This window comes from Bradyrhizobium sp. SZCCHNS30572, from assembly GCF_032484415.1.
In the GTDB taxonomy this organism is placed as follows: Bacteria; Pseudomonadota; Alphaproteobacteria; order Rhizobiales; family Xanthobacteraceae; genus Bradyrhizobium.
In genome coordinates this window covers 77,863-102,618 of the sequence record NZ_JAUESY010000005.1, presented here as the reverse complement: position 1 = coordinate 102,618, position 24,756 = coordinate 77,863, and the positions used below count along the sequence as shown (strand labels likewise).

Here is a 24,756-nt window from a genome sequence, read left to right as displayed (position 1 = left end):
TGTGCCGCGCGGAGCTCCGCGCGTCACCACGTGTAGCGCACGATGCCCTTGCCGGCGTAGCTGCGGGTCACATCCGAGAACTCGCCCTCGAAGCTCGCGGCGGCCGACCAGCCATTCCGCCACTTCATTTCAGCGGAGACCGTGGTCAGCGCTGAATTCTGCGCCTGCCGCGCGCCGTTGACGACGAAGGATGCGCCCGGAAGGGTCTGGAACGTGGCCCCGGCCGACCGGCTGGGGTTGAAGTCATAGGCCCAGGCGAAGCGGCTGCGCAGCGTGAAAACGCCGTCAGCCAGCGCATAGGCCTTGTCGGTGCGCAGGCCCAGCTCCGACCGCGTATCGGTGACGTTCTGCGATCCAAAGCGCAGCGCGAAGGTATTGGCGCCGGAGACCGCATTCTCCGCATAGCCCGGCAGGCTGAACGTCGTGAACTGCGCCGCGGCGTAGGGCGTGATCCCGAACCCCATCCAGGGAGACACGAAGCGATAGCCGCCCTCGACCCGGCCGGCAAAGGTGTTGGCGTCGAAGTTGGCGCGCAGCTGGTCAACGCCGGCCACGGTCACGGTGCGGTTGGTGGTGATGTTCTGCCAGCCATAGGCCAATGCCGCGGAGATATAGGCCGGGCCGACAGTGTGCCGGACGAAGGCGCCGGCCTGGAACAGGTCGGACCGGCCGCTGCCGCCATTGGCGACGCTGAACGTGGTGCCGCCGCCGGCCATCGAGAACCCGGCGATCGTGGACGGCGAGAAGCGGTAGTCGGCGCCGACGGCCGTGCCGTAGATGTTGCTGGTGGTATTGTTGGACCCGAGCGCGGTGTTGCCATCAGTGGTCTGCGAGCCGCCGAAGCCGGCTGCCCACACGCTCCAGCCCGGCCTGACCACGGGCGCGGCCGGCGCCTTGGTGTAGATCGCGGCCAGCGCGTCGTTCGGATTGCGCTTGGACGCAAAAGCAAGCGTCTCCTCCGCGTAGCCGATCGCGCCGCTGGGCGCAGAGCCCTGGTCGCCGCGGCCGCCGATGAACGGATCGGTCATGACGCCCATGAATTGCGTCATCGCATTGAACGTCGTCTGCTGCGAGCCGGTCGCGGTCTCGCCCGAGATCTGCGTCAGCCCCGCTGGCGTCAGCCCGGTGAAGACGACGGGAATGCTGCCGTTCGTGTTGAAGTAGTTGCTGAGCGCGTTGCTGACGTTCTGCTGGTTGATGTTCCCCGACGAGCTCATCGTCAGATTGAGGAAGGCGTTGTTGGCGTCGTAGCTCAACGTCGCGCTGAAGCCCGCCGGCAGGTTGGTGTTGGTGACGCCGCCGAAGGTGCCGCTGACGCCGCCGGTGGCGGTGAGAATGGTGTATTGCTTGGAGATGTAGCTGCCGTTTGCGAAGGTCGCGGTGACGGCGGCGCCCCCGAGCGTCGCAGTGCCGGTGACGGTGGCGAACGACGCCGTGCTCGGATTCACCTGCACCAGGTATTGCGCGCCCGACTGGAACGCGAGGTTGCCGACGATAGCCATGGAGGACGCCGGGGTGCCGTTGCCCGGCGCGAACGAACCTGAGATCGTCGCGTTGGCGCCGGTGACGGTGCCATCTCCGCTCAGCGTGCCGAACGTCTTGTTGAAGCCGTTGAGATCCAGCGTGGCGCCGGACAGCACGCTGAACACCGTGCTGGCGCCGAACGCGCCGGCCGAGCCCGCGCGCAGCGTACCGGCGTCGACATTGGTCGCGCCGGTGTAGGTGTTGGTGCCCGAGAGCAGCAGGATGCCGCCGCCCGCCTTCACCAGGGTGCCGGCGGAGGCGCCGTCGCCGACGATGCCTTGCAACGTGGTCGTGGTCGCGCCGGCTACGTCGATCGTCGACAGCCCGGCAATCTTGAAGTCGCGGCCGTTGGCGAACGTCGTCGTGCCGGTGACCGCCAAAGTGCCGCCATTGGAAATGATCACGTCGTTGGCGACGTTGCCGAGATTGGCGGTGGCGCCGACCGAGAGCGTGCCGGCGCTGATGTTGACGTTGCCGGTGAACGTATTGGTCGCCGACAGCACCAACGTACCGATGCCGGTCTTGTTGATCGCCGTGTTGACGCCGCCGGTCGTCAGGCCGGTGCCGCCGATGGTGTCGCCATAGGTCACGCTGCCGCCGGACACGCCGATATTGGCCGTCACGCCGCTCAGGAAGATGCCGGCGCCCTGCGCTGCGCCGGCCGCTGCCGAAAATCCATTGATGGCGCTTGGCCCGATGCCGATGCCGGGGGTGCCGGCGGCGCCACCGGTGACGGTGTTGCCGGAAATCGGCGAGTCGAGAATCGTCAGCGTACCGCCGGTGGCGACGTAGATGGCGCCGCCATTGCCGGCGCCGCCATTGCCGCCGGCGCCGCCGTCGGAGCCGGGTCCGGGACCGCCCGCGCCGCTGGCGTTGGTGGCGCCGTCGCCGCCGGTGCCGCCGTTGCCGCCATTGGCGTTGCCGCTGCCGCCGGGATTGTTGTTGGTGTAGGTGTTGCTGTTGGTGGTGCCGGAGCCGCCGCCGCCACCGCCGCCGTCACCGAGCGCGGCGCCCGCGGTGCCGGCCGTGCCTTGCGTGCCGGTATGTCCGCCCGTGCCGCCCGCGCCGCCGCCGCCGCTGGCGCCGCCGTTGTTCGCGGCACCGCCCGCGCCGCCGTTGCCGCCATTCACCGGGTCGGCCGCCGCATTCTGTGCGCTGCCGCCATTGCCGCCGGCGCCACCGGTGGCGCTGTTGCTGGTGAAGGTCACCGCGGCGATCGTGACGTTGGCGCCGCTGCCGACCAGCAGGCCGCCGCCGGCACCGAGACCGCCACCGCCGCCGCCGCCGGAGCCATAGGCCAGGCCGCCGCTATAATAGCCGTTCTGGCCGTTCTGGCCGTTGCCGCCGATCGCGGCCGTGTTGGTGATCGCCAGGCTGGAGATGTTCACGGTCGGCGCGTTGGCACCGTTGACGACGATGCCCTGAAACGAGGAGGCGCCGTTGACCGTCTGGCCGTTGCCGGTGATGTTCACCGTGACGTTGCTGTTGGCGGCCTGCAGTTGCGCAAGCGAGCTCGACAGCGTGAAGCCGCTGGTGATGTTGATGGTGACGGTCGAGTTGGCGCCGGCGGCCGCGACCGCTGCCACCGCCGTATTCCAGTCGGTCTGGTTGGCGACATCGATCGCCAGGGCCTGGGTGCTCAACATGGTGCCCGCAAGAAGAACCGAGAGGGTCAGCCAGCGCCGCGACTTCGGCGCAGCAAACATCGTTCTCGCAAGGCAAGCCATTGCATTCCCCAATAATGAAAGCGGAGGTCAGATACGAACTGGATTAAGCAGCAAAAAATTCACGCCACACTTGTGGCCAAGAAATGAAATGTTAGGACACATACTGTCAAGCGCAGCAAAGACACACAGCGTCGGGAATGTTGTACGTCAGGTATTTTGCTACCAAGGATAGATTTTTCCGTCCGGCGACCGTGATCGATGATCGCTGCGATCTGCCGCAAAACACAGAGCAGTGCATATGAAAGGCTGACGTGGCCATCGCGGCGGTCGTGCAGGGGCAGCAAAGGCGCGGCCGTGCTGTTGCGGCGAATCGCGCGTGGTGAGACCGTGCTCACCTCGGATGCGCTCTTACTTTGATTCCAGGACCGTGTGCGTGTCGCCTCCCGGCGCGATCGCGATTGAGCCAGGGCCCCGAGCGCGATGCCTGGGGGGCGGCGAGCCGTCGACGCCCTTGCTTCGGGTCTGACCTGACATCTGAGTCAGGCAAACCTCTGCCGTGCCAGCTTTGCGCCGGTGCCGAGCGCCATCAGCTTGGCCTCGGCGATCTCGCGCCGCATCGGCGCCATGCCGCAATTGGTGGTGGCGATGATGTTCTCCTTCGGCACCACCTTCATGACGTCCTCGAGGGTCTTGCAGACGTCCTCGGCGGTCTCGATCGCGTCGCTGGCGACGTCGATGACGCCGGCCTGCACGATCTTGTTCTTGAGCAGGCCGAGCAGCTCGATCGGCACCTTCGAATTGCGGCATTCGACGGCGACCTGCTGGATGGTGCTGGCGTCGATGACCGGGAAGGTCTCCTCATACTGCCGCCACTCGCCGCCCAGCGTCTCCTTCCAGTCGGTGTTGGCCTTGATGCCGTAGCCGTAGCAGATGTGCACGGCAGTCGGGCAGGTCAGCCCTTCGGCGGCGCGCTCCAACGCCTTGATGCCCCAGTCGCGCACCTCGTCCATGTAGACGTTGAAAGCGGGCTCGTCGAACTGGATCATGTCGATGCCGTCGTCGTGCAGCGCCTTGGCCTCCTGGTTCAGCAGCTCGGCGAAGGCGAACGCCATCTTCACACGGTCGCCGTAGTAATTGTCGGCGATGGTGTCGATGATGGTCATCGGTCCGGGCAGCGTGAACTTCAGCGCGCGCGTGGTGTGCGTGCGCGCGATCCGCGCCTCGTCGCCATGGACGCGGCCCTTCAGCGACAGCGGCGCCACCACCTGCGGTACCATCGCCTTGTAGCGGTCCTTGCGGATGCCCATCTCGACCTTGTGGGCGAAGTCGATGCCCTCGACACGTTCCAGGAAACCGTGCACGAAATGCTGGCGCGACTGCTCGCCCTCGGTGAGGATGTCGATGCCGGAATCCTCCTGCAGCTTCAGCGCCAGGATCGTCGCATCGCGCTTGGCACGCGCCAGCTCCTCGCCCTTCGACTTCCACGGAGCCCACAGCACGTTGGGCTCGGCCAGCCATTCCGGCTTCGGCAGCGAGCCTGCGATGGTCGATGGAAACAGCATGGTCGAACTCTCCAGCATAAAGGCGGTCAGGCTTGAGCGCCTGTCTGCCATGGCTTACCCTTCAGGTACAGAAGAACGAAGCCGCCTCGCGTGTTCCGCAGCGCGGCATAATGGTCCGGGGAAGGAATCGTGGAAGGATGATCGATCTCCATTATGCGCCGACGCCGAACGGCTGGAAGATCTCGATCATGCTCGAGGAACTCGGGCTGCCCTATACCGTCATTCCCGTCGACATCCGCGCCGGCGACCAGTTCAAGCCGGAGTTCCTGGCGATCAGCCCGAACAACCGGATTCCCGCGATCGTCGATCACGCGCCGGCCGACGGCGGCGCGCCGTTCCCGGTGTTCGAGACCGGTGCCATCCTGATCTATCTCGCCGACAAGACCGGCCGTTTCCTGCCGCAGGAGACGCAGGCGCGCTCGCGTGTCATCCAATGGGTGATGTGGCAGATGGCCGGACTGGGACCGATGATGGGGCAGCACGGCCATTTCGCGCTCTATGCGGCTGAGAAGATCCCTTACGCGATCCAGCGCTACCGCGACGAGGTCGCACGGCTGTTCCACGTGCTCGACGTGCAGCTCGGCAAGACCGGCGCCTATGTCGCCGGCGACGACTATTCGATCGCGGACATCGCCTGCTTTCCCTGGATGATGACGCATAAGGCCCAGGGATTCACGCTCGACGACTATCCCGACATCCAGCGCTGGTACGCGGACCTGCGCGCGCGGCCCAAGCTGCAGGCGGGGCTGGCGATCGGCAAGTTCGTCAAGGAGCCGTTCAACGAGCAGTCGCGTCATGTGATGTTCGGCGCGCGCGCGAAGGAGATGACGGGGCGGTCGTGAGCGAGCTCCGCGGCATCGCGAGGAGCATGGGGATAAGCCATCCAGACCGTATGTTGCAGCCCCTGGATTGCTTCGTCGCTACGCTCCTCGCAATGACGGAAAGAGTGGTTTGCACCAACTCTCTCCGTCATTGCGAGCGAAGCGAAGCAATCCAGGGCCACGACCACACTCCGGATTTTTGCGCGCGCAAAGGCGAACTTATCAAGACCTTGAGGAAACACACATGATCGAATTCTTCTTCGACTGCTCCAGCCCCTGGACCTATCTCGCCTTCCACAACATCCAACCGCTCGCGCAAGAATTCGGCGTCGACATCGTCTGGCGGCCGATCCTGGTCGGCGGCATCTTCAACACCGTCAATCCCAGCGTCTATGCGCAGCGCGAGAAGCCGGTGCCGGCCAAGGCGGCCTACACGCTGAAGGACCTCGACGACTGGTCCCGCTCGGCCGGGCTCAAGATCAAGATGCCGCCATCGGTGTTTCCGGTGAACAGCGTCAAGGCGATGCGCGGCTGCATCTGGCTGGGCCAGGACATGGTGCCGTTCGCGCGGGCCGTGTTCGAGATCTATTGGGGCGAGGACCAGGACATCTCGCAGGATGCGGTGCTGACCGAGGTGTGCCGGCGCGTCGGCATAGATCCGAAGGCGTTCTTCGATGGGATCGCGCAGCAGGGCATCAAGGACCAGCTGCGCATCAACACCGAGGAGGTCGTCAAGCGCGGCGGCTTCGGCTCGCCGACGATCTTCCTCGACGTGACCGACATGTATTTCGGCAATGATCGCCTGCCGCTGATCCGCGAGGCGCTGGCGCGGGCGAAGGGGCGCGCCTGATGCCGCGTGCGATCGTCTGCCGCGAGCTCGGTCCGCCGGAGACGCTGCGGCTGGAGGCCCTACCGCCGCGCTCACTCGGTGACGGCGAGGTGCGGGTGAAGATCCGCGCTGCCGGCATCAACTTTCCGGACATACTGATGGCGGCCGGCGAGTATCAGCTCAAGCCTGAGCTGCCGTTCACGCCCGGCGTCGAGGCCGCCGGTGACGTCGTCGAAACCGGGGCCGCCGTGACCGGCCGCGCCGTCGGCGACAAGGTGATCGTCCGCATGCGCTTCGGCGCCTATGCGGAGGAGGCGGTGGTTGCGGCCAGCCAGCTCACGCCGCTGCCGTCGACTTTCGACTACGCGGAAGGCGCGACCTATCTCGCCGGCCACGGCACCGCCCATCACGCCCTGGTCGATCGCGGCCAGCTCAAGCCCGGCGAGACGCTGCTGGTGCACGGCGCCGGCGGTGGCGTTGGCCTCGCCGCCGTCGAGATCGGCAAGCTGCTCGGCGCAGCGGTGATCGCGGCGGCGTCGTCGGAGGAGAAGCTCGCGGTGGCACGCGCGCGTGGCGCCGATCATCTCATTCTGTATTCACGCGGGCCGTTCCGCGACGCCGTCAAACACATCACCGATGGCCGCGGCGTCGACGTCGTGTTCGATCCCGTCGGCGGCGAGGTGTTCGAGAACAGCGTGCGCTGCATCGCCTGGGGCGCGCGGCTGCTGGTGGTCGGCTTCACCGGCGGCATCGGGCTCGCACGCACCAATCTGATCCTCATGAAGGGCGCAAGCGTGCTCGGCGTTCGCGCCGGCGAGGCGGTGCGGAAGGATCCCGAGCTGGGCGAGCGACGGATGGCTGCACTGCTCGCGTTCGCGGAGCAAGGCAAGCTGCGGCCCAACGTCTCCCACCGCGTGCCGTTCGACAATTACGCATCGGCGATGCGGCTTCTGATCGAGCGCAGGGCCATCGGACGCGTCGCGCTGGTGATGGATTAGTTGGCAGGCGTCTGCCCAAAAATTCGGCGGATGGGGCCGTGTATTTTTTTACCACTGGATTCATAAAGTGATCGGACAGGTCGAGGCCGATCATGTTGAAGACGTCGAAGATACTTCACCGCATAGCCCTGTCTGCATTGCTGCCCATCGTCACACTGGCCGCGTTGGCGGCCTACGAGATTTCCACGAAATGGGCGGTGCGTGTCGAGATGACGCGCATGCAGCCAGCGGCGGACGCCGTCGCCAGGCTCAGCCGCTTCGTTCATGAGCTGCAGCGTGAGCGCGGCATGTCGTCGGCATTTCTGAGCAGCAAGGGCACGCAGATGCGTGCCGAGCTGGATCAGCAGCGCAAGCTGACCGATGGCGAGCGCGCGCACGCGGTTGCCGCGCTGGACGGGCTGCGCCGGAGCGCCGCACTGGCCGAGGCGGCGCAGGCGAGCGAACAGGCGTTGACGCAGCTCGATCGCCGCCGCGGCGACATCGATGCCCAAGCCGTCACGCCGGCGGCAGCGGTCAGCTCGCTCACCGAGATCGTCAGCCGGCTGATCAGCCTGATCAGCGGCATATCGAGGCTCAGCGACGACGACGATATCTCCAAGGCGATCATTGCCTATGGCAATCTGACCGAAGGCAAGGAGCGCGCCGGCCTGGAGCGCGCGGTCGTGGCGGGAGGCCTTGCCGCCGGTCGCTTCGAGCAGGCCGCCTACGCGCGCGCCATAGGGCTGGCTGCGGCGCAGGATAGCTATTTCGCGGGATTTCGCGCCGCCGCCTCGGCGAAAGGACGTGCGGCGTTCGATGCGGCGATGACGGGATCGGCGATCGACGGCGTCGTTGCCATGCGCAAGGTGGTGGAGCAGGGCGGCGTCAGCGGTGATTTCAAAGGGCTTGCGAGCAAGGCCTGGTTCGATGCGGCCACGCTGCGGATCGATCTGCTGAAGCAGGTCGAAGACGCTCTGGCCGTCGAGCTGTCCGAGCTGATGGCCGGCAAGCAGGCCGCGGCCACGGCCAGCCTCGCCGCCGTCGGCGCGCTGCTGCTGGTCGCCTTGGCGCTGAGCCTCGCGATCGTCGTTGCGCTGGCGCGCAGCATCACCAGGCCGATCAACGCCCTTGCCGATACGATGACGCGGCTGGCGAAGGGCGATGTGAGCACTGCAATCGACGCGGTCGATCGGCGCGACGAGGTCGGCCTGATGGCGAGGGCAGTGCAGGTCTTCAAGGAGAACATGATCCATGGCGCCGAGCTCGCTGCCAGGGATGCGGAGGCGATGAGCCAGCGCGCCGAAAAAGCCAAGCGCGTCGGCGAACTGACCGACCGTTTCAGCGGTGACATCGCGGCCGTGATCGACAGCGTGATCTCAGCCTCGGCACAGCTCGAATCGACGGCCGCCGTGATGAATCGGACGGCGAGCCGGACCTGCAGTGAAGCGAGCAGCGTTGCGCAGGCGACCGAGGCCGCGTCGAGCAACATGCAGACGATGGCCGCTGCGACGGACCAGCTGTCGAGCTCGGTCGCGGGCATCGGCGGTCAGGTGACGCAGTCGGCCGACATGGCGCAGAAGGCGGCCGCGGAGGGGCAGAGGACCAACGAGACCGTGCAGGGCCTTTCCAGCATGGCCGAGCGGATCGGCGACATCGTGCGGCTGATCAGCGACATTGCCGGCCAGACCAATCTTCTCGCGCTCAATGCGACCATCGAGGCCGCGCGGGCGGGTGAAGCCGGCCGCGGCTTTGCCGTCGTCGCCGGCGAGGTGAAGCTGCTCGCCGAGCAGACCGCCAAGGCGACCGGCGAGATCCGCGCGCAGATCTCCGGAATGCAGGAGGTGTCGAGCGAGGCCGTCCGGGCCATCCGCGGCATCACCACGACCATCGGCGAGCTGAACGAGATCGCGTCGTCGATCGCGAATGCCGTCGAGGAGCAGGGCGCGGCGACGCGCGAGATGGCGCGGAACGTCCAGCACGCAGCCAAGGGGACCGACGAAATTTCGCAGAACATCCAGCAGGTCACGGCCGCCGCAAACGAATCCGGCGCCACCGCCAGCCAGGTGCTCGGGGCGTCGGCGGAGCTGCTGCGTCAGTCCGAGAGCATGCGCCGCCATGTCGACGACTTCATTCGCGGCATCAAGGCGGCGTGAGCGATCGCACGCGATGTGATTGGCGCGGTGATTGGCTGCCGGGGTCGATTGCGATCCTGGTGCTGCTGATGGAGTCGTTGCAGTTGCCGCCCACGCGGCGTCGTCCCGGCCTTGAGCCAGGACCCATACCGCGCCATCTATCGCGTGGCGCTCTGGACGCCGTTCTTTGCCAAATGGTGTCCTGGGGCCGTGGCGCTACTTATACTCCCGCTCATCCCACCACGGGAAATAGTCGGGCATATCGGCCGTCACCGTGTTCTTGAATTGCGCAGGGCGCTTCTCCAGGAACGACACCACGCCTTCCTTGACGTCGTCGGAGCGGCCGCGCGCGTAGATGCCGCGGCTGTCGACCTTGTGCGCCTCCATCGGATCGTCGGCGCCCATCATGCGCCACATCATCTGGCGGATCAGCGCGATCGACACCGGCGCGGTCTTGTCGGCGATCTCGCGGGCCAGCGCACGGGCGGTGGGCAGCAGATCATCCGGCGGCACGACCTTGCTGACGAGGCGGCCGGCGAGCGCCTCCTGCGCCGGAAACACGCGGCCGGTGTAGCACCATTCCAGCGCCTGCGAGATGCCGACGATGCGCGGCAGGAACCAGCTCGACGCCGCCTCCGGCACGATGCCGCGCTGGGAGAACACGAAGCCGAACCGCGCCGCGTCAGAGGCGATGCGGATGTCCATCGCGAGCTGCATGGTGACGCCGATGCCGACGGCGGGGCCGTTGACCGCGGCGATGACCGGCTTCAGCGACTTGAAGATGCGCAAGGTGACCTGGCCACCGCCATCGCGCACCTGCGGATCGGAATAGTCGACGCGGCCATCGGCGTGGCGCTTCACCGGTCCGCGCTTGGCATCGCGATCGAACGTGTCGGCCCCGGAGGAGAGGTCAGCACCCGCGCAGAACGCGCGGCCCGATCCGGTGACGATGATCGCCCTGACGCCGTCGTCCTTGTCGGCGCGATCGAAGGCGTCGATCAGTTCCTCCATCATGGTGCCGGTGAAGGCGTTGAGCTTTTCCGGGCGGTTCAGCGTGATGGTAAGGATCTTGTCGGCGACGTCGTAGAGGATGGTCTGATAAGCCATTGGCGCTTCCTGATGTTGTCGTGGCGCTTATTAGTTGTTTGCTCGTGCCACAATCTCCGCCGTCATTCCGGGATGCGCCCTCTTGGGCGCAGGCCCGGAATCCATAACCACCATCGTGAGTATGGATTCCGGGCTCGTGCTTCGCACGCCCCGGAATGACGACGACTGGGATCGACGATAGGGAGTACAATAGTTCAGCGAGAGGCCGCGTCAAATCGTGACGACATTCCGCATGGCGGGCAAAGCGCCGCGCTTTTCATTGGTCTCCCAGCACGCGATCCGGCAGCGATGTGGCCCACGCTCTGTCCCCGTCATTGCGAGCGCAAGCGAAGCAATCCAGAGCGTGGGCGGGACTCTTGCTTCGCTTCGCTCGCAATGACGGAGGAAGGAGTGGCGTGACGCGAATCAGGAGGCCGGCGGTATCGGCCATGGCCGCTGCTCGCCGCGTAATCCCTCGAACGTCTTGGCCATCCCAAGTACGCCGACATCATCGAAGCGGCGGCCGACGATCTGCAGGCCGATCGGGAAGCCGTCGGAGTCGTAGCCGGCATTGACGGAGATTGCCGGGTTCTCCGACATGTTCCAGGGCACGGTGTAGGTGATGTGCTCGAACGGTCTCTCGGGATCGTTGACCGGCGAGGCGAGCTCGGCGGGGAATTTCACGCCGGGCGAGACCGGCGAGATGATGTAGTCGTAGTCGCAGAACAGTCTTGCTGCGGCGGCGCGTAGCGCCATCGTGACGTTGAAGCCTCTGACGACTTCGACGCCGGAGAGCGCGGCGCCGCGTTCGGCCCAGTGCAGGATGTAGGGCAGGGTCTTCGCGCGCACCTCGGGCGCCAGCCGCGCCAGATCGTCCCACAGCCGTGCACGCCAGAAATTGTCGAGACCATCGAGCATCTCGCGCGTCAGGAAACCCTTGACCTCGCTGATCACGGCGCCGGCGTCCTCGAACGCTTTCGCCGCAGCCAGGGTCGTCGCGCGCACAGGCTCCTCCAGTGGCTGGCCGACGCCGCCGAGATCGAGCATCAGGCCGATGCGTAGCTTGCGCACCGGCTTCTCCGTGACCTTCCAGTGCAGGTCCGACGGCGGCAGGCTGGTGCCGTCGCGGCGGTCGGGCTTGGACAGCACGCTCATCATCAGCGCGGCATCGTCGACGATGCGCGTCATCGGACCGGCGACGCGGCCGACATAAGGCGGGTCGATCGGCACGCGGCCGAAGCTCGGCTTCAATCCGACGAGGCCGCACCACGACGCAGGCAGCCGGATCGAGCCGCCGATGTCGGTGCCGACATGCAGCGGACCGTAGCCCGCGGCGGCTGCGGCACCCGCACCGGCGCTCGAACCGCCGGGGTTCATGCGGAGATCCCATGGATTGCGCGTCAGCGGATGGAAGCTCGACAGGCCCGACGACAGCATGCCGTAGTCGGGCATCGTGGTCTTGGCGAAGATGATCGCGCCGGCCTCGCGCAGCCGCGCCACCGGCGGCGCATCGGCGGCGAGCGGCGTGCGCGTGACGCTGGCTGCGCCGAGCGGCATCGGCTGGCCCTTGGTGGCGAGATTGTCCTTCACCGTCGCCGGTACGCCGTCGAGCACGCCGGCCGGCTCGTCATTGGCCCAGCGCGCGGTCGACGCCTCGGCCGCGGCCCGCGCGGCGTCGGCGTCGAGCAGATACAGCGCCTTGATGTGCGGCTCCCACGCCGCCACGTGCGCCAGGACCTCGTCCATCACCTCGGACGGCGAGAACTGGCGCGCGCGATAGCCGGCGATCAGGTCGACGGCGGAGAGATCATGAAGCGAGGTGACGTCATCCGAGACGGGCTTGTGCATGCTGGTACTCCCACGCCGAAGTTCATCTCGATCTGCCGCCCGCTCATTGAGTATGTCAGTCGCGCTAGGCCGCCGGCAGCCGCGTCTCGATGATGCGGGCGAACATGCTGGCGCCGATCGGCAGGATCTTGTCGTCGAGCACGTAGCCGGGATTGTGCACCGGCACCGAGCCGTCATGGCCGACCCAGAAATAGGCGCCCGGAATCGTCTGCAGCATGTCGGCGAAATCCTCGCTGCCCATCTTCGGCGTCGAGCGCGTCAGCACCTTGGATGGATCGACCACGGTGCGCGCGACCTGCTCGACGACCTTGGACTGCTCCTCCTGGTTCACCAGCACGCTGAACGTGTCGCGGATGTCGACATCGATCTCGCAATTGAAGGCGGCTGCCATGCCGGCGCAGATCGCGCGCATGCGCTCGCGGACCAACGCGCGCACGGGATCCGAGAACGCGCGCACGGTGCCGCACAGCCACGCATCGCCGGGAATGACGTTGTAGGCCGAGCCGGCGTGGATCTGCGTGATCGAGACGACCGCGGCCTGCAGCGGCTCGACATTGCGGCTGACGATGGTCTGGATCGCCTGCGCCACGCTGGTCGCGATCACCACCGCATCCTTGGAACGCTCGGGCATGGCGCCATGAGCGCCGTAGCCGGAAATCCGGATGTCGAAGAAGTCGGCGCCGGCCATTGCCGGACCGGGCAGGATCGCGATCTCGCCGTGCTCCAGGTCCGGCGCGTTGTGCAAGCCGTACAATTCGTCGCAGGGGAACTTCTGGAACAGGCCGTCCTTGATCATCGCGCGTGCGCCGCCGAGGCCTTCCTCCGCCGGCTGGAAGATGAAGTGCACGGTGCCGTCGAAGTTGCGGGTCTCGGCGAGATAGCGCGCGGTGCCGAGCAGCATCGTGGTGTGGCCGTCATGGCCGCAGCCGTGGAAACGGCCGGGGATGGTCGAGCGCCACGGCAGGTTCGTGTTCTCCTCCATCGGCAGCGCATCCATGTCGGCGCGCAGGCCGATCTTCCTGCCGCTGTCGTTCTTGCCCTTGAGCACGCCGATCACCCCGGTGCCGCCGAGGCCGCGATGCACCTCGATGCCCCATTGGGCAAGCTTCTCGGCGACGATGCCGGAGGTGCGCGTCTCCTCGAAGCCGATCTCCGGATGCGCGTGCAGGTCGCGGCGGATGGCGGTGAGCTCGTCGGCGTAAGCCTGGATGCGATCGATGGTGGGCATGGAGCGTTTCCGTTGTCGGGTTAAGCTTCGAACGCCGGGCCGTTCGGCTTGAGGCGGATGCCCGGACGCAAGCTGGTCCAGGGCAGGGTGGAGGGATCGGCGGGCATCGCGCCGGGCGCGGCGCAGATCAGGAGATGTTCGGCGATCGGTTCGAAATCGGCGCGGAAATGCACCGAGCTCTTGTTGACCAGGATCGCCTGCGCGGTCGGCTCGATGCCGACGAAGCGGTACATCTCCTGGTCGGCAAGCTGGGACTTGTGCGAGGCCACGACGACGCGGACGTCGCCAATGCGCAAACACGCTGACGGTCCCATTTCCATCTTGCGGCCGCCGTAGAACGGGCCGGGTGCGACGAAGCGGCCGTCGGAGATCTTCTCGACGATGAAGCTCTCCTCGAACGGCGCATCGCCGGGAATGCCGCTCTTGCCGCCGAGCGACAGCGTCACGGTGGCCCCTTCGCCGGCCGCATGCGCGGCGATCGCCGCTTGCGGATCGTAGATCATGCCGATCGCGGCGCGGCTGGCGCGATTGCGCACCAGCGCGCGCAGCATGCCGGTCGTATCGGAATCGCCGCCCGCGCCGGGATTGTCCTGGGTGTCGGCGATCACGATCGGACGCGTCGCCGTCTTCGCCAGCATCATCGCATGGCGCACGCCGTCATCGGGCGTGTAGATGCGGCCGTCGAAATCATCCTCGTGGCCCGCGACGATCGCCGCGATCGCATCCGCCGCGGCGTCCGCGTCGGCCTGCGTCCGGCCATAAGCGAACACGCTCGGGCCGCAATGCGCGAAATCGGCGGCGGGAAAGCCGGGCGCGAACGACAGCGTCGGCACCGCCTCGCTCTGCAGCGCCGCAAGCTTCTCGTAGATGCCCTTGGTCGGCTGGTCATTGGTGCACTGCCAGCTGATCGGGATCAGGAACGGCAACTGCCGGAAGGCTTTCGCCAGCGGCGTCTTTGCGCGCAGCAGCAGCGCGAGGTGCTCGGCGCTGGCGCGGCCGGTGTCGGCCATGTCGGTGTGCGGATATTTCCGGTAGGCGATCAGCGCATCGGCATGTGCCATCATCTCGGGGGTGACGTTGGCATGCAGGTCGAGGCTCGCGACGAGCGGCACGTTCGGGCCGATCACCTCGCGCACGCGCGCCAGGATCTCGCCTTCGCCGTCGTCGAGATGCTCCGTCACCATCGCACCATGCAGGTCGAGATAGACGCCGTCGAGCGGGCCGGCGGCCTTGATGCGGTCGACCATCACGCCCGTGATGCGCTCGAACGCATCCCTGGTGACATGCGCGGAGGGACTCGCCGCGCAGGCGATGGTGGGCACGACGTCCCAACCGTTGGCTTCCGCGACTGCCATGAAGCCGGCCTGGCCGGCATTGATGCCGCGCATCGTCGTGAGCACGGAGGCCGCATCGGCGATCGAGGCGCGGCCGCCGCCGTGCATGAACGCGTCGTAGTCCGCTTTCGTCGGCGCAAATGTATTGGTCTCGTGCAGGAAGCCGCCGATCGCGACGCGCGTCATGACTTCGCCTCAGGCCGTTGAACGTGTCATGACGTTAGACCGGCCCTCGCGGCGCAGGCAAGCGAAGGAGCGATGCCGTTTTGCATGCGGGCCACGATGACGGCGCGCCGGCCTGCACGGACTCTCTCCGCGCGTCATTCCGGGGCATCGCACGGCGATGAGCCCGGAATCCATACCCACAGGCGGTCGTTGGGAAGCAGGCTGTCGACCAGCCGATATCACCACACCCGCCTGAGGGTATGGATTCCGGGTTCGTGCTGCGCACGCCCCGGAATGACAGCGGTGGGTGGCGCTGCTACGCCACCGCCTCCGACACCGGGCGGAAATTCGCGAAGTCCCAGTTCCGACCCGGCGCGGCCTCGAGCAGGGATTTCGTATAGGCCTCCTTCGGATGCGTCAGGATCTCGCCGGCCGGGCCCTGCTCGACGATGCGGCCCTTCTGCATCACGACGACGTCGTCGCAGATCTGCGCGGCGACGCGCAGGTCATGCGTGATGAACAGGATCGCGATGCCGAGCCGGCGCTGGATCTCGTCGAGCAGCTCCAGCACCTGCGCCTGCACCGAGACGTCGAGCGCGGAGACCGCTTCATCCGCCACCAGCACGTCGGGATCGAGCGCGAGCGCGCGCGCAATCGCGATGCGCTGGCGCTGGCCGCCGGAGAACTGGTGCGGGTAGCGCGAGATCGCGTCCGCGGGCAGGCCGACCAGCTCGAGCAGCTCGCGCGCCCGCGCCATCGCCTTGTCATGCGAGGTGCCGTAGTTGACCGGTCCCTCGGCGATGCTCTCGCCGACGGTCAGCCGCGGGTTGAGCGAGCGGTAGGGATCCTGGAACACGATCTGGATGCGCTTGCGGTGCGGCTGCAGCAGCCGGCGGGTCAGGATCGAGATCTCGTGGCCGGCGAGGCGGACGCCGCCGGAGGTCGGATCGATCAGCCGCACGATGCAGCGGGCCACGGTCGATTTGCCGGAGCCGCTTTCGCCGACGATGCCGAGCGTGCGGCCCTTGCGCAGGGTGAGCGTGACGTTCTGCGCAGCGACGACTTCGCGCGCTTTGCCGAGGAACGAGCGCTCGCGATAGACCTTGCCGAGCTCGTTGGTCTCCAGCACCACCGGCTCGGTGCTCTCGGGCCGCGGCGGGCGTGGGATCAGGCTGGGGACGGAGGCGAGCAGGTTGCGCGTGTAGTCCATCTCGGGGCTGCGCAGGATCTTGTCGAGCGCGCCGGTCTCGACCAGGCGGCCCTGGCGCATCACCGAGACGCGGTCGGCGATCTCGGCGACGACGCCCATGTCGTGGGTGATGAACAGCACGGCGGTGCCGTGATCGCGCTGCAACTCGCGGATCAGCGAGAGGATCTGCTTCTGCGTGGTGACGTCGAGTGCGGTCGTCGGCTCGTCGGCGATCAGGAGTTTCGGCTCGAGCACCAGCGCCATCGCGATCATGATGCGCTGGCGCTGGCCGCCGGACAGGCGATGGGGATAGGAGCCGAAAATGCGCTCGACGTCGGGCAGGTGGACCTGCTCCATCATGTCGAGGATGCGCTTGCGCCGCGTCCGCGCATCGAGGGACGTATGCGCGCGCAGGACCTCGTCGATCTGGCGGCCCACCGGCACGACCGGATTGAGCGCGGTCATCGGCTCCTGGAAGATCATCGCCATCCGGGTGGCGCGCAGCTCGCGCAGCCGGCGATCGCTCGCGGTGAGCAGCTCTTCGCCGACCAGCTTGACGCTGCCGCCGACGGCATGCAGCGCGTTCTTCGGCAGCAGGCCCATCGTGGTCAGCGAGGTCACCGATTTGCCGGAGCCGCTTTCGCCGACGACGCAGAGCGTCTCGCCCTTTTCGACCTTGATCGAGACGCCGTCGATGATGCGCGGGCCGTTCGGGTTCTTCGTCTTGCCGACGGTGACGACGAGATTGTCGATGTCGAGGATGGTGTCGGTCATGTGTTCATTTCTCCAGCGTCATTGCGAGGAGCGAAGCGACGAAGCAATCCAGAGTTCCGGGCGTGGCCCTGGATTGCTTCGCTTCGCTCGCAATGACGAAAAGTGAGATGATCATCCGGGCTACGAAAGGCCGTCACTTGCCGGCCTCGCGCTGCTTCATGCGCGGGTCGAGCGCGTCGCGCGCGGCATCGCCGATCAGGTTGATCGAGAGGATGGCGATCGACAGCAGCAGGCCCGGCCAGAAGATCAACGACGGCTTGATCTGGAAGTAGGAACGGCCCTCGGCCATGATGTTGCCCCAGGTCGGCGTCTCCGGGCTGATGCCGGCGCCGAGGAACGACAGGATCGCCTCGGTGAGGATCGCGGCGGCGCAGATGTAGGTGCCCTGGACGATCAGCGGCGCGATCGTGTTCGGCATCAGATGCCGCCACATGATCTTGGGCATCGACGTCCCCAGCGAAATCGCAGCTTCGACATAGGGCTCCTCGCGTGCCGTCAGCACGACCGAGCGGACCAGGCGCGCGACGCGCGGGATCTCGACGATGGTGATCGCGATCATCACGGTGCCTACGCTGGCGCCCGACAGCGAGACGACGGCGATGGCGAGCAGGATGCTCGGGATCGCCATCAGGCCGTCCATCACGCGCATCAGGATGGCGTCGACCCAGCGGAAGAAGCCGGAGACGAGGCCGATCACGAGTCCGATCGCGATCGAGATGATCGCGGCGCCGACGCCGACCAGAAGCGAGATGCGGCCGCCATAGATCGTGCGCGACAGCAGGTCGCGGCCATAGGCGTCGGTGCCGAGCAGGTGTTGCGCGCTCGACGGCTTGAGCCGCTGCGCCGGCGCGAGCAGCACGGGATCGTGCGGCGCCAGCAGCGGTGCGAGGATCGATATCAGCACGATGAGCGACAGGCAGACGGTCGCCACGGCGATGATCGGGGTCGAGGTGAGAAAGCCGAACCGGGGCCCCAGTCGCGTGGTGACCGGGATCGACGGCTCAGGGGTGGTGACGATCGCCATCGGAAAGGGCCTCAGTAGCGGATGCGTGGATCGAGCAGGGTGTAGGCGAGGTCGATCAGGAGATTGACCGCGAGATAGATGAAGGAGGTCAGAAGGATCATGCCCTGGATGACCGGATAGTCGCGCGCCAGCACGGCGTCGACGGTGAGGCGGCCGATGCCGGGCAGGTTGAACACGCTCTCGGTGACCACGACGCCGGAGATCAACAGCGCGAAGCCGGAGCCGATCACCGTGATGACGGGCACGGCCGCATTGCGCAACGCGTGGCGCAGCAGCACCGCGATCTCGCTGACGCCCTTGGCGCGCGCGGTGCGCACGAAGTCCTCGCCGAGCACGTCGAGCATCGCGGCGCGCGTCATGCGCGCGATCAGCGCGACGTAGATGAAGGACAATGCGCAGGTCGGCAGGATGATGCGCTCGAAGAACGGGCCGAAGCCGGCGCTGAGACTCTTGAAGCCCTGGACGGGGACCCAGCGCAGGTTGATCGCGAACAGCTGGATCAGGATGTAGCCGATGACGAACACCGGCACCGAGAAGCCGATCACCGAGAGCGCCATCACGAAACGATCGATCCAGGTGCCGTGCTTCCAGGCCGCGATGACGCCGAGCGGGACCGCGACGAGAATCGACAGGATGATGGTCGAGATCGCGACCGAGATCGACGGCTCGATGCGCTGGCCGATCATCTGCAGCACCGGCACCTTCGAGATCAGCGACACGCCGAGATCGCCATGCAGCAGCTGATTGATCCAGGTGATGAACTGGATGTAGAGCGGCTCGTTCAGTCCGAGCGTGGTGCGGATGCGCTCGAGCTGCTCAGGGGTCGCGTTGTCGCCGGCGAGAATCGCGGCGGGATCGCCCGGCGTCAGCCGCAGCAAGAGAAAGACGAACAGCGCCACCACGCCCATCACGGGGATGGATGCGAGGATGCGGCGAAGCAGATAACCGATCATCTTGAGAGAACCACCTTCATGGTGCTGGGGCGACGCGCGCAACGTCGTGAGAGAGTGTGCATGTCACCGATATCCATCGCTTTCAAGGTCTCCGGTGTTCGCTCGTCCGCTCGTGCACGCGCGATGACACGGTGTTCGTGATCCGCGCGAACCGTCGCATTTGCGAACAATGTCGCAGCACTTTGCGGCGAACCCTGCGCGAAACTTTGCAAGCCGCATGCCATCATGCGCGCGCCGTGGAGCCGTTGTCTACTCACCGTCCTGGTCCCGGAAAATGAAACCGTGCTGCTGCGCAGCAGGCGGTGCGTAGCCGGGAGAGCGAAGCGACCCCGGGGTCTCGCGCTGCGGCGATGACCCCGCATGTCGCTGCGCTCATGCGGGCTACGAGATCTTGCCCGGAGGCAATCCTACGCCAGGGTCGCGAGCAGTCCCGCCATCAGGCGGCCACGCTCGGCAAGGCTGTCGATCTCGATGTGCTCGTTCAGGGTGTGCATGTCGGTGCCGCGCACCCCGAGGCCGTCGAGGGTCGGAATGCCGAGCGCGCCGGTAAAGTTGCCATCCGAGCCGCCGCCTGCCGAGCCGTGCGGCAGCGACAGGCCGAGCTGTTCGGCGATGCCGCGCGCCTTCTCGTACAGCGCCATGGTTCCGGAATCCGGCTCCCACACCGGCCGCGTCACGCCGCGCGTCACCTTGAATGTCACGTCGTCGGTGGTGCCGGACAGCGCCAGCATCCGCTCCACGCCGTGGTCGAGATCGGCCTGCCGCTTCGCCATGCTGAGGGCTTCGCCGGTGGCGGTGGTGGCGACGCAGTTGACCCACTGGCCGGCATGCACGATGCCGACCGAGAAGGTGCAGTCCTCCGTCGTCATGCCGTCGATGGCGAGGATCTGTCGCGCCATTTCCCGGATCGCGGAACGGCCCGCGCCGAGCCGCGCGCCGGCATGGCTCGGACGTCCGATCGCCTCGAGATTGAAGCGGGCGATGGCATAGCGGCCGGTCACCACGCCATTGTCCTGACGGCCCGGCTCGGGCACCAGCACGTATTTGTTGCGCTGCGCCTCGGCTTCGATGATGTCTCGGGTCGAGGGCGTGCCGACCTCCTCGTCCGGCGTGAACAGGATGGTGATCGGCAGCGGCGTCACGATGGAAGCCTTGATCAGCTGGCGGATCGCTTCCAGCGTGAGATAGTTGCCGCCTTTCATGTCGCAGATGCCGGGCCCGTAGCATTTGTTGCCCTCGCGGCGCCAAGGCAGCCTGGCCAGCGTGCCGACGGGGTGAACGGTATCCATGTGGCCGGCGATCAGGATGCCCGGCTCACCCTGCCGCGGGTGCGGGAAGCGGGCGCGCACGCAGCCGGCGAAGCCCTGGCGTCCGGCGATGCGCTCGATCGTCGCACCCATGATGGCCATGTCGCGCGCGGCGAGATCCAGCATGCGCTCCACCGCTGCGGCGTCCCAGGTCGGACTTTCGCATTCGACCCAGTCCCGCAAGCCCTGCAGCATGATGTCGGTATCGAAGGGAAGATGGGCTGGATTCATTTGTGCTCTCTCAAGGCTTTGTCGCGATCTCATGACACGAGACGGAGTTGCGCACGTCTTGTAAAGCGAAAGCTACGCAGACGTTAACGGCATTCTCAGCCCAGGGCCGCATGCGCTGAATGCGGATTGACGCGAAAGGCGACGTCTGCAACTGTCGAAAGCTCGCGACTTACAGCATGTTAGTTCGCACAAGGATTGATCTGCACGCCCAACGAATGGTCTGGATCTGATGAGTTTCAGGTCAAGCCATCCACTCAGGAGACCTCGTAATGTTCCACAGCCCGCGCTGGAAACGTCTGACGCTCGCGACGAGCCTCGCCGTTTCCATGCTTTCGCTCTCGACGGCGCTGAGCACCCAGGCCATCGCAGCCGGCAAGAAGACGATCACGGCGGTGATGCATTCGGATCTGCGCGTCATCGATCCCGGATTCACGACGGCCTACATCACCCGCGATCATGGCTACATGGTTTATGACACGCTGCTGGCGACCGATTCGAATTTCAAGGTCCAGCCGCAGATGGCGGACTGGAAGGTCTCCGACGACAAGCTGACCTACACCTTCACCCTGCGCGACGGCCTGAAATGGCACGACGGCACGCCGGTGACCGCCGAGGACTGCGTCGCTTCGCTGAAGCGCTGGGGCCGCAATGACGGCATGGGCCAGAAGCTGATGGACTTCACGGCGAGCCTGGAGGCGCCGGATGCCAAGACCATCGTGCTCAAGTTGAAGGAGCCCTACGGACTCGTCCTGGAGTCGATCGCCAAGCCGTCCTCGCTGGTGCCGTTCATGATGCCGAAGCGTCTCGCCGAGACGCCGCAGGGCCAGCAGATTCCCGAGCAGATCGGCTCGGGCCCATTCAAATTCGTCAAGGCGGAATTCCAGCCGGGCGTGAAGGCGGTGTACGAGAAGAACACCGACTACGTGCCGCGCAAGGAGCCGGCGAGCTGGACGTCCGGCGGCAAGGTGGTGAAGGTCGACCGCGTCGAGTGGATCACGATGCCTGACGCGCAGACCGCTGTGAACGCGCTGCAGTCCGGCGACATCGACTTCATGGAGAACCTTCCCTACGACATGCTGCCGGTGCTGGAGTCGAACTCCGAGCTCAAGATCGACGTGCTGAACAAGTTCGGCTACCAGACGCTCGGCCGCATGAACTTCCTCAACCCGCCGTTCGACAACGTGAAGGTGCGCCGCGCGGCCTTCCTCGCCCTGAACCAGAAGGACGTGCTCGACGCGCTGGTCGGCAACGAGAAGTACCAGAAGGTCTGCGGCGCCGTGTTCGTGTGCGGCACGCCGCTCGAGACCGACGTCGGTGCCGAGACGCTGATCAAGGGCAACGGCATGGCCGAGGCCAAGAAGGCGCTTGCCGAGTCCGGCTATGACGGCACGCCGATCGCGATCATGGCGCCGGGCGACGTCACCACCTTGAAGGCGCAGCCCGTGGTGGCGGCGCAGCTGTTGCGCGAGGCCGGCTTCAAGGTCGACCTGCAGGCCACCGACTGGCAGACGGTGGTGACGCGGCGCGCCAGCCAGAAGCCCGTGAAGGAGGGCGGCTGGAACATGTTCTTCACCAACTGGGTCGGCGCCGACGTCGCCAATCCCGTGGCGAACGTCTCGGTCGGCGGCCGCGGCACCAAGGGCGGCTGGTTCGGCTGGGCCGAGGATGCCGACATCGAGAAGCTGCGCGACGCCTATGCGCGGTCGTCCTCGCTCGACGAGCAGAAGAAGATCGCCACCGAAATCCAGAAGCAGAACTACGAGAAGGTGATCTACATCCCGCTCGGACAATATCTGCTGCCGAGTGGCTGGCGCAAATCGCTGACCGGCGTGCTCGACGGCCCGGCGACGCCGGTGTTCTGGAATGTCGACAAGAGCGAGTAGGCGGCGGACGCACTCGTGACGCAAACAAAGACGCGGCGAAGTGGAGACTTCGCCGCGTCTCTTTTTTGTTCCTGCATTCGCCCGTGCGTTAGCGCCCTTCAGCAGTGCGGATCGCGCACGGCTTCGAGACCCTCGACCATCAAGGGTGGGCTGATCTGATCCTGGGACGGGTTCTTATCGGTGCGGATCGGCATGGCCGGATGTCGGCTGTCCCGCGGCTTGGTGACTTCATTCGGCATCATCAGGCTCCTTGCTGCTGCGCATAACGGACGAGGCGCAGCCGAGTTCCAGATGGCGGGACGCCATCGTCGGCAGTCACGATGTGTGCAGCCGCGTGGTGCGGTGACCCATGCGTCCGTGGCGATTGACCTCCGATGGAACTGCTGCAAGTCTCCCTCGCCGAGACTGTTTGCTGAGCGTTCGCAGACGCGACGCAGGACGCCTCGTCAGGCCTTGATCGGTATCGGGGCCCTCGGATGGAAGCCCACGTCAAGAGAGATCGCATGTCACATACTCCGCGCCGGACCGCATCCGCGCTCGTTTCATGGTTCGTCGCCTCGGTCATGGCCGTGTCGATGGCGGGCGTGACGACCCAGGCCCTCGCCGCCGGCAAGAAGACGATTACGGCGGTGATGCATTCGGATCTGCGCGTCATCGATCCCGTGTTCACGCCGGCCTACATCACGCGCGACCACGGCTACATGGTATACGACACCCTGCTCGGGACCGACGCCAAGTTTCAGGTCCAGCCGCAGATGGCAGAGTGGACGGTCTCGGACGACAAGCTGACCTACACCTTCACCTTGCGCGACGGCCTGAAGTGGCACGACGGCGCGCCGGTCACCGCCGAAGATTGCGTCGCCTCGTTGAAGCGCTGGAGCCGCAACGACAGCATGGGCCAGAAGCTGATGGAGGCCACGGCCTCGCTCGAGGCCACCGATGCCAAGACCATCACCTTGAAGCTGAAGGAGCCGTACGGCCTGGTGCTGGAGTCGATCGGCAAGCCGTCCTCCTACGTACCGTTCATGATGCCGAAGCGTTTGGCCGAGACGCCCGCGAACCAGCAGATCTCGGAGCAGATCGGCTCCGGACCGTTCAAGTTCGTCAAGGCGGAATTCCAGCCGGGCGTGAAGGCGGTGTATGAGAAGAACACCGACTACGTGCCGCGCAAGGAGCCGCCGAGCTGGACGGCCGGCGGCAAGGTGGTGAAGGTCGACCGCGTCGAGTGGGTCTCGATGCCCGATGCGCAGACGGCCGTCAACGCGCTGCAGGCCGGCGACATCGACTTCATGGAATTCCCGCCGCTCGATCTCGAGCCGGTGCTATCAGCCAATCCCGATCTTTCGATGAACGTGCTGAACAAGTTCGGCTACCAGACCTTGGGACGCATGAACTTCCTGTTTCCGCCGTTCGACAATGTGAAGATCCGCCGTGCGGCGTTCCTGGCGCTGAACCAGAAGGATGTGCTCGACGCGCTCGTCGGTAACGCCAAGTACTACACGATCTGCGGCGCCGTGTTCGGCTGCGGCACGCCGCTCGAATCCGACATCGGCTCGGAGACGCTGGTGAAGGGCAACGGCATGGAGCAGGCCAAGAAGCTGCTGGCCGAGGCCGGCTATGACGGTACGCCCGTCGTGATCCTCGCGCCGGGCGATGCGATCACCCTGAAGGCGCAGCCGGTGGTCGCCGCGCAGCTGTTGCGCGAGGCCGGCTTCAAGGTCGATCTGCAGACGACGGACTGGCAGACCGTGGTGACGCGGCGTGCCAGCCAGAAGCCGCCCAAGGAGGGCGGCTGGAACATGTTCTTCACCAACTCGGTGATCGCCGACTCCGGCAATCCGATCGGCAGCACCTTCGTCGGCGCACGCGGCCAGAAGAGCCCGTTCGGCTGGCCCGACGATCCCAAGATGGAGGAGCTGCGCGACGCCTTCGCCAAGGCCACGAAGCCGGAGGACCAGAAGCGGATCGCCGCCCAGATTCAGCAGGAGGTCTACGACCAGGTGATCTACGTGCCGCTCGGCCAATGGTTCATGCCGAGCGCCTGGCGCAAATCGATCACCGGCGTCCTGGAAGGGCAGGCCGTGCCGGTGTTCTGGAACGTCGACAAGAGCGAGTGACGAGATGTCGGCCGCGGCCCGTAGCCGCAGCCCGGATGAGCGATAGCGACATCCGGGTTCAAACGCGCTGTGGAGGAGACCCGGATGTCGCTATCGCTCATCCGG

At 66.3% G+C, this 24,756-nt stretch carries 17 protein-coding genes; 6 read left to right on the top strand and 11 right to left on the bottom strand.

Annotated features, from left to right (window positions below):
• Positions 1 to 23: 23 nt before the first annotated feature.
• Positions 24 to 3,230, bottom strand: a complete 3,207-nt coding sequence (locus tag QX048_RS14705; RefSeq protein WP_315826249.1) for an autotransporter domain-containing protein — start codon at positions 3,228 to 3,230, stop codon at positions 24 to 26.
• Positions 3,231 to 3,730: 500 nt separating this feature from the next.
• Complete coding sequence (locus QX048_RS14700) at positions 3,731 to 4,753, bottom strand: methionine synthase (RefSeq protein ID WP_315714721.1); 1,023 nt, start codon at positions 4,751 to 4,753, stop codon at positions 3,731 to 3,733.
• 137 nt (positions 4,754 to 4,890) lie between these two features.
• Here QX048_RS14700 and QX048_RS14695 point away from each other — a divergent pair, with 137 nt between their 5' ends.
• The 4 genes from QX048_RS14695 (at position 4,891) to QX048_RS14680 (ending at position 9,533) form a co-directional block, all read left to right on the top strand.
• On the top strand, positions 4,891 to 5,595 hold the full coding sequence (locus QX048_RS14695) for a glutathione binding-like protein (protein WP_316159337.1): 705 nt from the start codon (positions 4,891 to 4,893) through the stop codon (positions 5,593 to 5,595).
• 223 nt (positions 5,596 to 5,818) lie between these two features.
• Positions 5,819 to 6,424 (top strand): 2-hydroxychromene-2-carboxylate isomerase, encoded by a 606-nt coding sequence (locus QX048_RS14690; RefSeq protein ID WP_315826247.1) that lies wholly within the window; start codon positions 5,819 to 5,821, stop codon positions 6,422 to 6,424.
• Entirely contained in the window at positions 6,424 to 7,401 is a 978-nt protein-coding gene (locus QX048_RS14685) for an NADPH:quinone oxidoreductase family protein (protein ID WP_315749423.1), read from the top strand. The genes QX048_RS14690 and QX048_RS14685 overlap by 1 nt, the downstream gene beginning before the upstream one ends.
• A gap of 92 nt (positions 7,402 to 7,493) precedes the next feature.
• On the top strand, positions 7,494 to 9,533 hold the full coding sequence (locus tag QX048_RS14680; RefSeq protein WP_315826246.1) for a methyl-accepting chemotaxis protein: 2,040 nt from the start codon (positions 7,494 to 7,496) through the stop codon (positions 9,531 to 9,533).
• A gap of 195 nt (positions 9,534 to 9,728) precedes the next feature.
• Here QX048_RS14680 and QX048_RS14675 read toward each other — a convergent pair whose 3' ends face one another.
• From QX048_RS14675 to QX048_RS14640, 8 genes are all read right to left on the bottom strand, one after another.
• Positions 9,729 to 10,619, bottom strand: coding sequence for a crotonase/enoyl-CoA hydratase family protein (locus QX048_RS14675; RefSeq protein ID WP_315714716.1), 891 nt, complete (start codon positions 10,617 to 10,619; stop codon positions 9,729 to 9,731).
• Between the two features lie 405 nt (positions 10,620 to 11,024).
• Positions 11,025 to 12,446, bottom strand: a complete 1,422-nt coding sequence (locus QX048_RS14670; RefSeq protein ID WP_315826245.1) for an amidase — start codon at positions 12,444 to 12,446, stop codon at positions 11,025 to 11,027.
• Positions 12,447 to 12,510: 64 nt separating this feature from the next.
• Positions 12,511 to 13,674: a M20 aminoacylase family protein gene (locus QX048_RS14665; protein WP_315749426.1), complete on the bottom strand. Its 1,164-nt coding sequence runs from the start codon at positions 13,672 to 13,674 to the stop codon at positions 12,511 to 12,513.
• Positions 13,675 to 13,694: 20 nt separating this feature from the next.
• Positions 13,695 to 15,194 (bottom strand): M81 family metallopeptidase, encoded by a 1,500-nt coding sequence (locus tag QX048_RS14660; protein ID WP_315826244.1) that lies wholly within the window; start codon positions 15,192 to 15,194, stop codon positions 13,695 to 13,697.
• A gap of 295 nt (positions 15,195 to 15,489) precedes the next feature.
• Positions 15,490 to 17,136, bottom strand: a complete 1,647-nt coding sequence (locus tag QX048_RS14655; RefSeq protein ID WP_315826243.1) for an ABC transporter ATP-binding protein — start codon at positions 17,134 to 17,136, stop codon at positions 15,490 to 15,492.
• Positions 17,137 to 17,269: 133 nt separating this feature from the next.
• Positions 17,270 to 18,160 (bottom strand): ABC transporter permease, encoded by an 891-nt coding sequence (locus QX048_RS14650; protein ID WP_315714711.1) that lies wholly within the window; start codon positions 18,158 to 18,160, stop codon positions 17,270 to 17,272.
• An 11-nt stretch (positions 18,161 to 18,171) separates the two neighbouring features.
• Entirely contained in the window at positions 18,172 to 19,113 is a 942-nt protein-coding gene (locus QX048_RS14645; protein WP_315714710.1) for an ABC transporter permease, read from the bottom strand.
• A 407-nt stretch (positions 19,114 to 19,520) separates the two neighbouring features.
• On the bottom strand, positions 19,521 to 20,651 hold the full coding sequence (locus QX048_RS14640) for a M20/M25/M40 family metallo-hydrolase (RefSeq protein ID WP_316200527.1): 1,131 nt from the start codon (positions 20,649 to 20,651) through the stop codon (positions 19,521 to 19,523).
• A 269-nt stretch (positions 20,652 to 20,920) separates the two neighbouring features.
• Here QX048_RS14640 and QX048_RS14635 point away from each other — a divergent pair, with 269 nt between their 5' ends.
• Positions 20,921 to 22,534 (top strand): ABC transporter substrate-binding protein, encoded by a 1,614-nt coding sequence (locus tag QX048_RS14635; RefSeq protein WP_315749432.1) that lies wholly within the window; start codon positions 20,921 to 20,923, stop codon positions 22,532 to 22,534.
• A gap of 98 nt (positions 22,535 to 22,632) precedes the next feature.
• On the opposite strand, the gene QX048_RS14630 is transcribed toward QX048_RS14635, so the two are convergent.
• Complete coding sequence (locus QX048_RS14630) at positions 22,633 to 22,773, bottom strand: hypothetical protein (RefSeq protein ID WP_315714707.1); 141 nt, start codon at positions 22,771 to 22,773, stop codon at positions 22,633 to 22,635.
• Positions 22,774 to 23,037: 264 nt separating this feature from the next.
• On the opposite strand from QX048_RS14630, the gene QX048_RS14625 reads away from it, so the two are divergent.
• Positions 23,038 to 24,651, top strand: coding sequence for an ABC transporter substrate-binding protein (locus QX048_RS14625; RefSeq protein WP_315826241.1), 1,614 nt, complete (start codon positions 23,038 to 23,040; stop codon positions 24,649 to 24,651).
• The last annotated feature ends 105 nt before the right edge of the window (positions 24,652 to 24,756 follow it).

What these genes read in the sequence shown, in the direction of transcription:
- QX048_RS14640 (WP_316200527.1), bottom strand. Translation starts at nt 20,651, where the DNA reads ATGAATCCAGCCCATCTTCCCTTCGATACCGACATCATGCTGCAGGGC.
- QX048_RS14655 (WP_315826243.1), bottom strand. Translation starts at nt 17,136, where the DNA reads ATGACCGACACCATCCTCGACATCGACAATCTCGTCGTCACCGTCGGC.
- QX048_RS14670 (WP_315826245.1), bottom strand. Translation starts at nt 12,446, where the DNA reads ATGCACAAGCCCGTCTCGGATGACGTCACCTCGCTTCATGATCTCTCC.
- QX048_RS14705 (WP_315826249.1), bottom strand. Translation starts at nt 3,230, where the DNA reads ATGTTTGCTGCGCCGAAGTCGCGGCGCTGGCTGACCCTCTCGGTTCTT.
- QX048_RS14625 (WP_315826241.1), top strand. Translation starts at nt 23,038, where the DNA reads ATGTCACATACTCCGCGCCGGACCGCATCCGCGCTCGTTTCATGGTTC.
- QX048_RS14635 (WP_315749432.1), top strand. Translation starts at nt 20,921, where the DNA reads ATGTTCCACAGCCCGCGCTGGAAACGTCTGACGCTCGCGACGAGCCTC.
- QX048_RS14685 (WP_315749423.1), top strand. Translation starts at nt 6,424, where the DNA reads ATGCCGCGTGCGATCGTCTGCCGCGAGCTCGGTCCGCCGGAGACGCTG.
- QX048_RS14650 (WP_315714711.1), bottom strand. Translation starts at nt 18,160, where the DNA reads ATGGCGATCGTCACCACCCCTGAGCCGTCGATCCCGGTCACCACGCGA.
- QX048_RS14695 (WP_316159337.1), top strand. Translation starts at nt 4,891, where the DNA reads ATGATCGATCTCCATTATGCGCCGACGCCGAACGGCTGGAAGATCTCG.
- QX048_RS14690 (WP_315826247.1), top strand. Translation starts at nt 5,819, where the DNA reads ATGATCGAATTCTTCTTCGACTGCTCCAGCCCCTGGACCTATCTCGCC.
- QX048_RS14680 (WP_315826246.1), top strand. Translation starts at nt 7,494, where the DNA reads ATGTTGAAGACGTCGAAGATACTTCACCGCATAGCCCTGTCTGCATTG.
- QX048_RS14665 (WP_315749426.1), bottom strand. Translation starts at nt 13,674, where the DNA reads ATGCCCACCATCGATCGCATCCAGGCTTACGCCGACGAGCTCACCGCC.
- QX048_RS14630 (WP_315714707.1), bottom strand. Translation starts at nt 22,773, where the DNA reads ATGCCGAATGAAGTCACCAAGCCGCGGGACAGCCGACATCCGGCCATG.
- QX048_RS14645 (WP_315714710.1), bottom strand. Translation starts at nt 19,113, where the DNA reads ATGATCGGTTATCTGCTTCGCCGCATCCTCGCATCCATCCCCGTGATG.
- QX048_RS14700 (WP_315714721.1), bottom strand. Translation starts at nt 4,753, where the DNA reads ATGCTGTTTCCATCGACCATCGCAGGCTCGCTGCCGAAGCCGGAATGG.
- QX048_RS14660 (WP_315826244.1), bottom strand. Translation starts at nt 15,194, where the DNA reads ATGACGCGCGTCGCGATCGGCGGCTTCCTGCACGAGACCAATACATTT.
- QX048_RS14675 (WP_315714716.1), bottom strand. Translation starts at nt 10,619, where the DNA reads ATGGCTTATCAGACCATCCTCTACGACGTCGCCGACAAGATCCTTACC.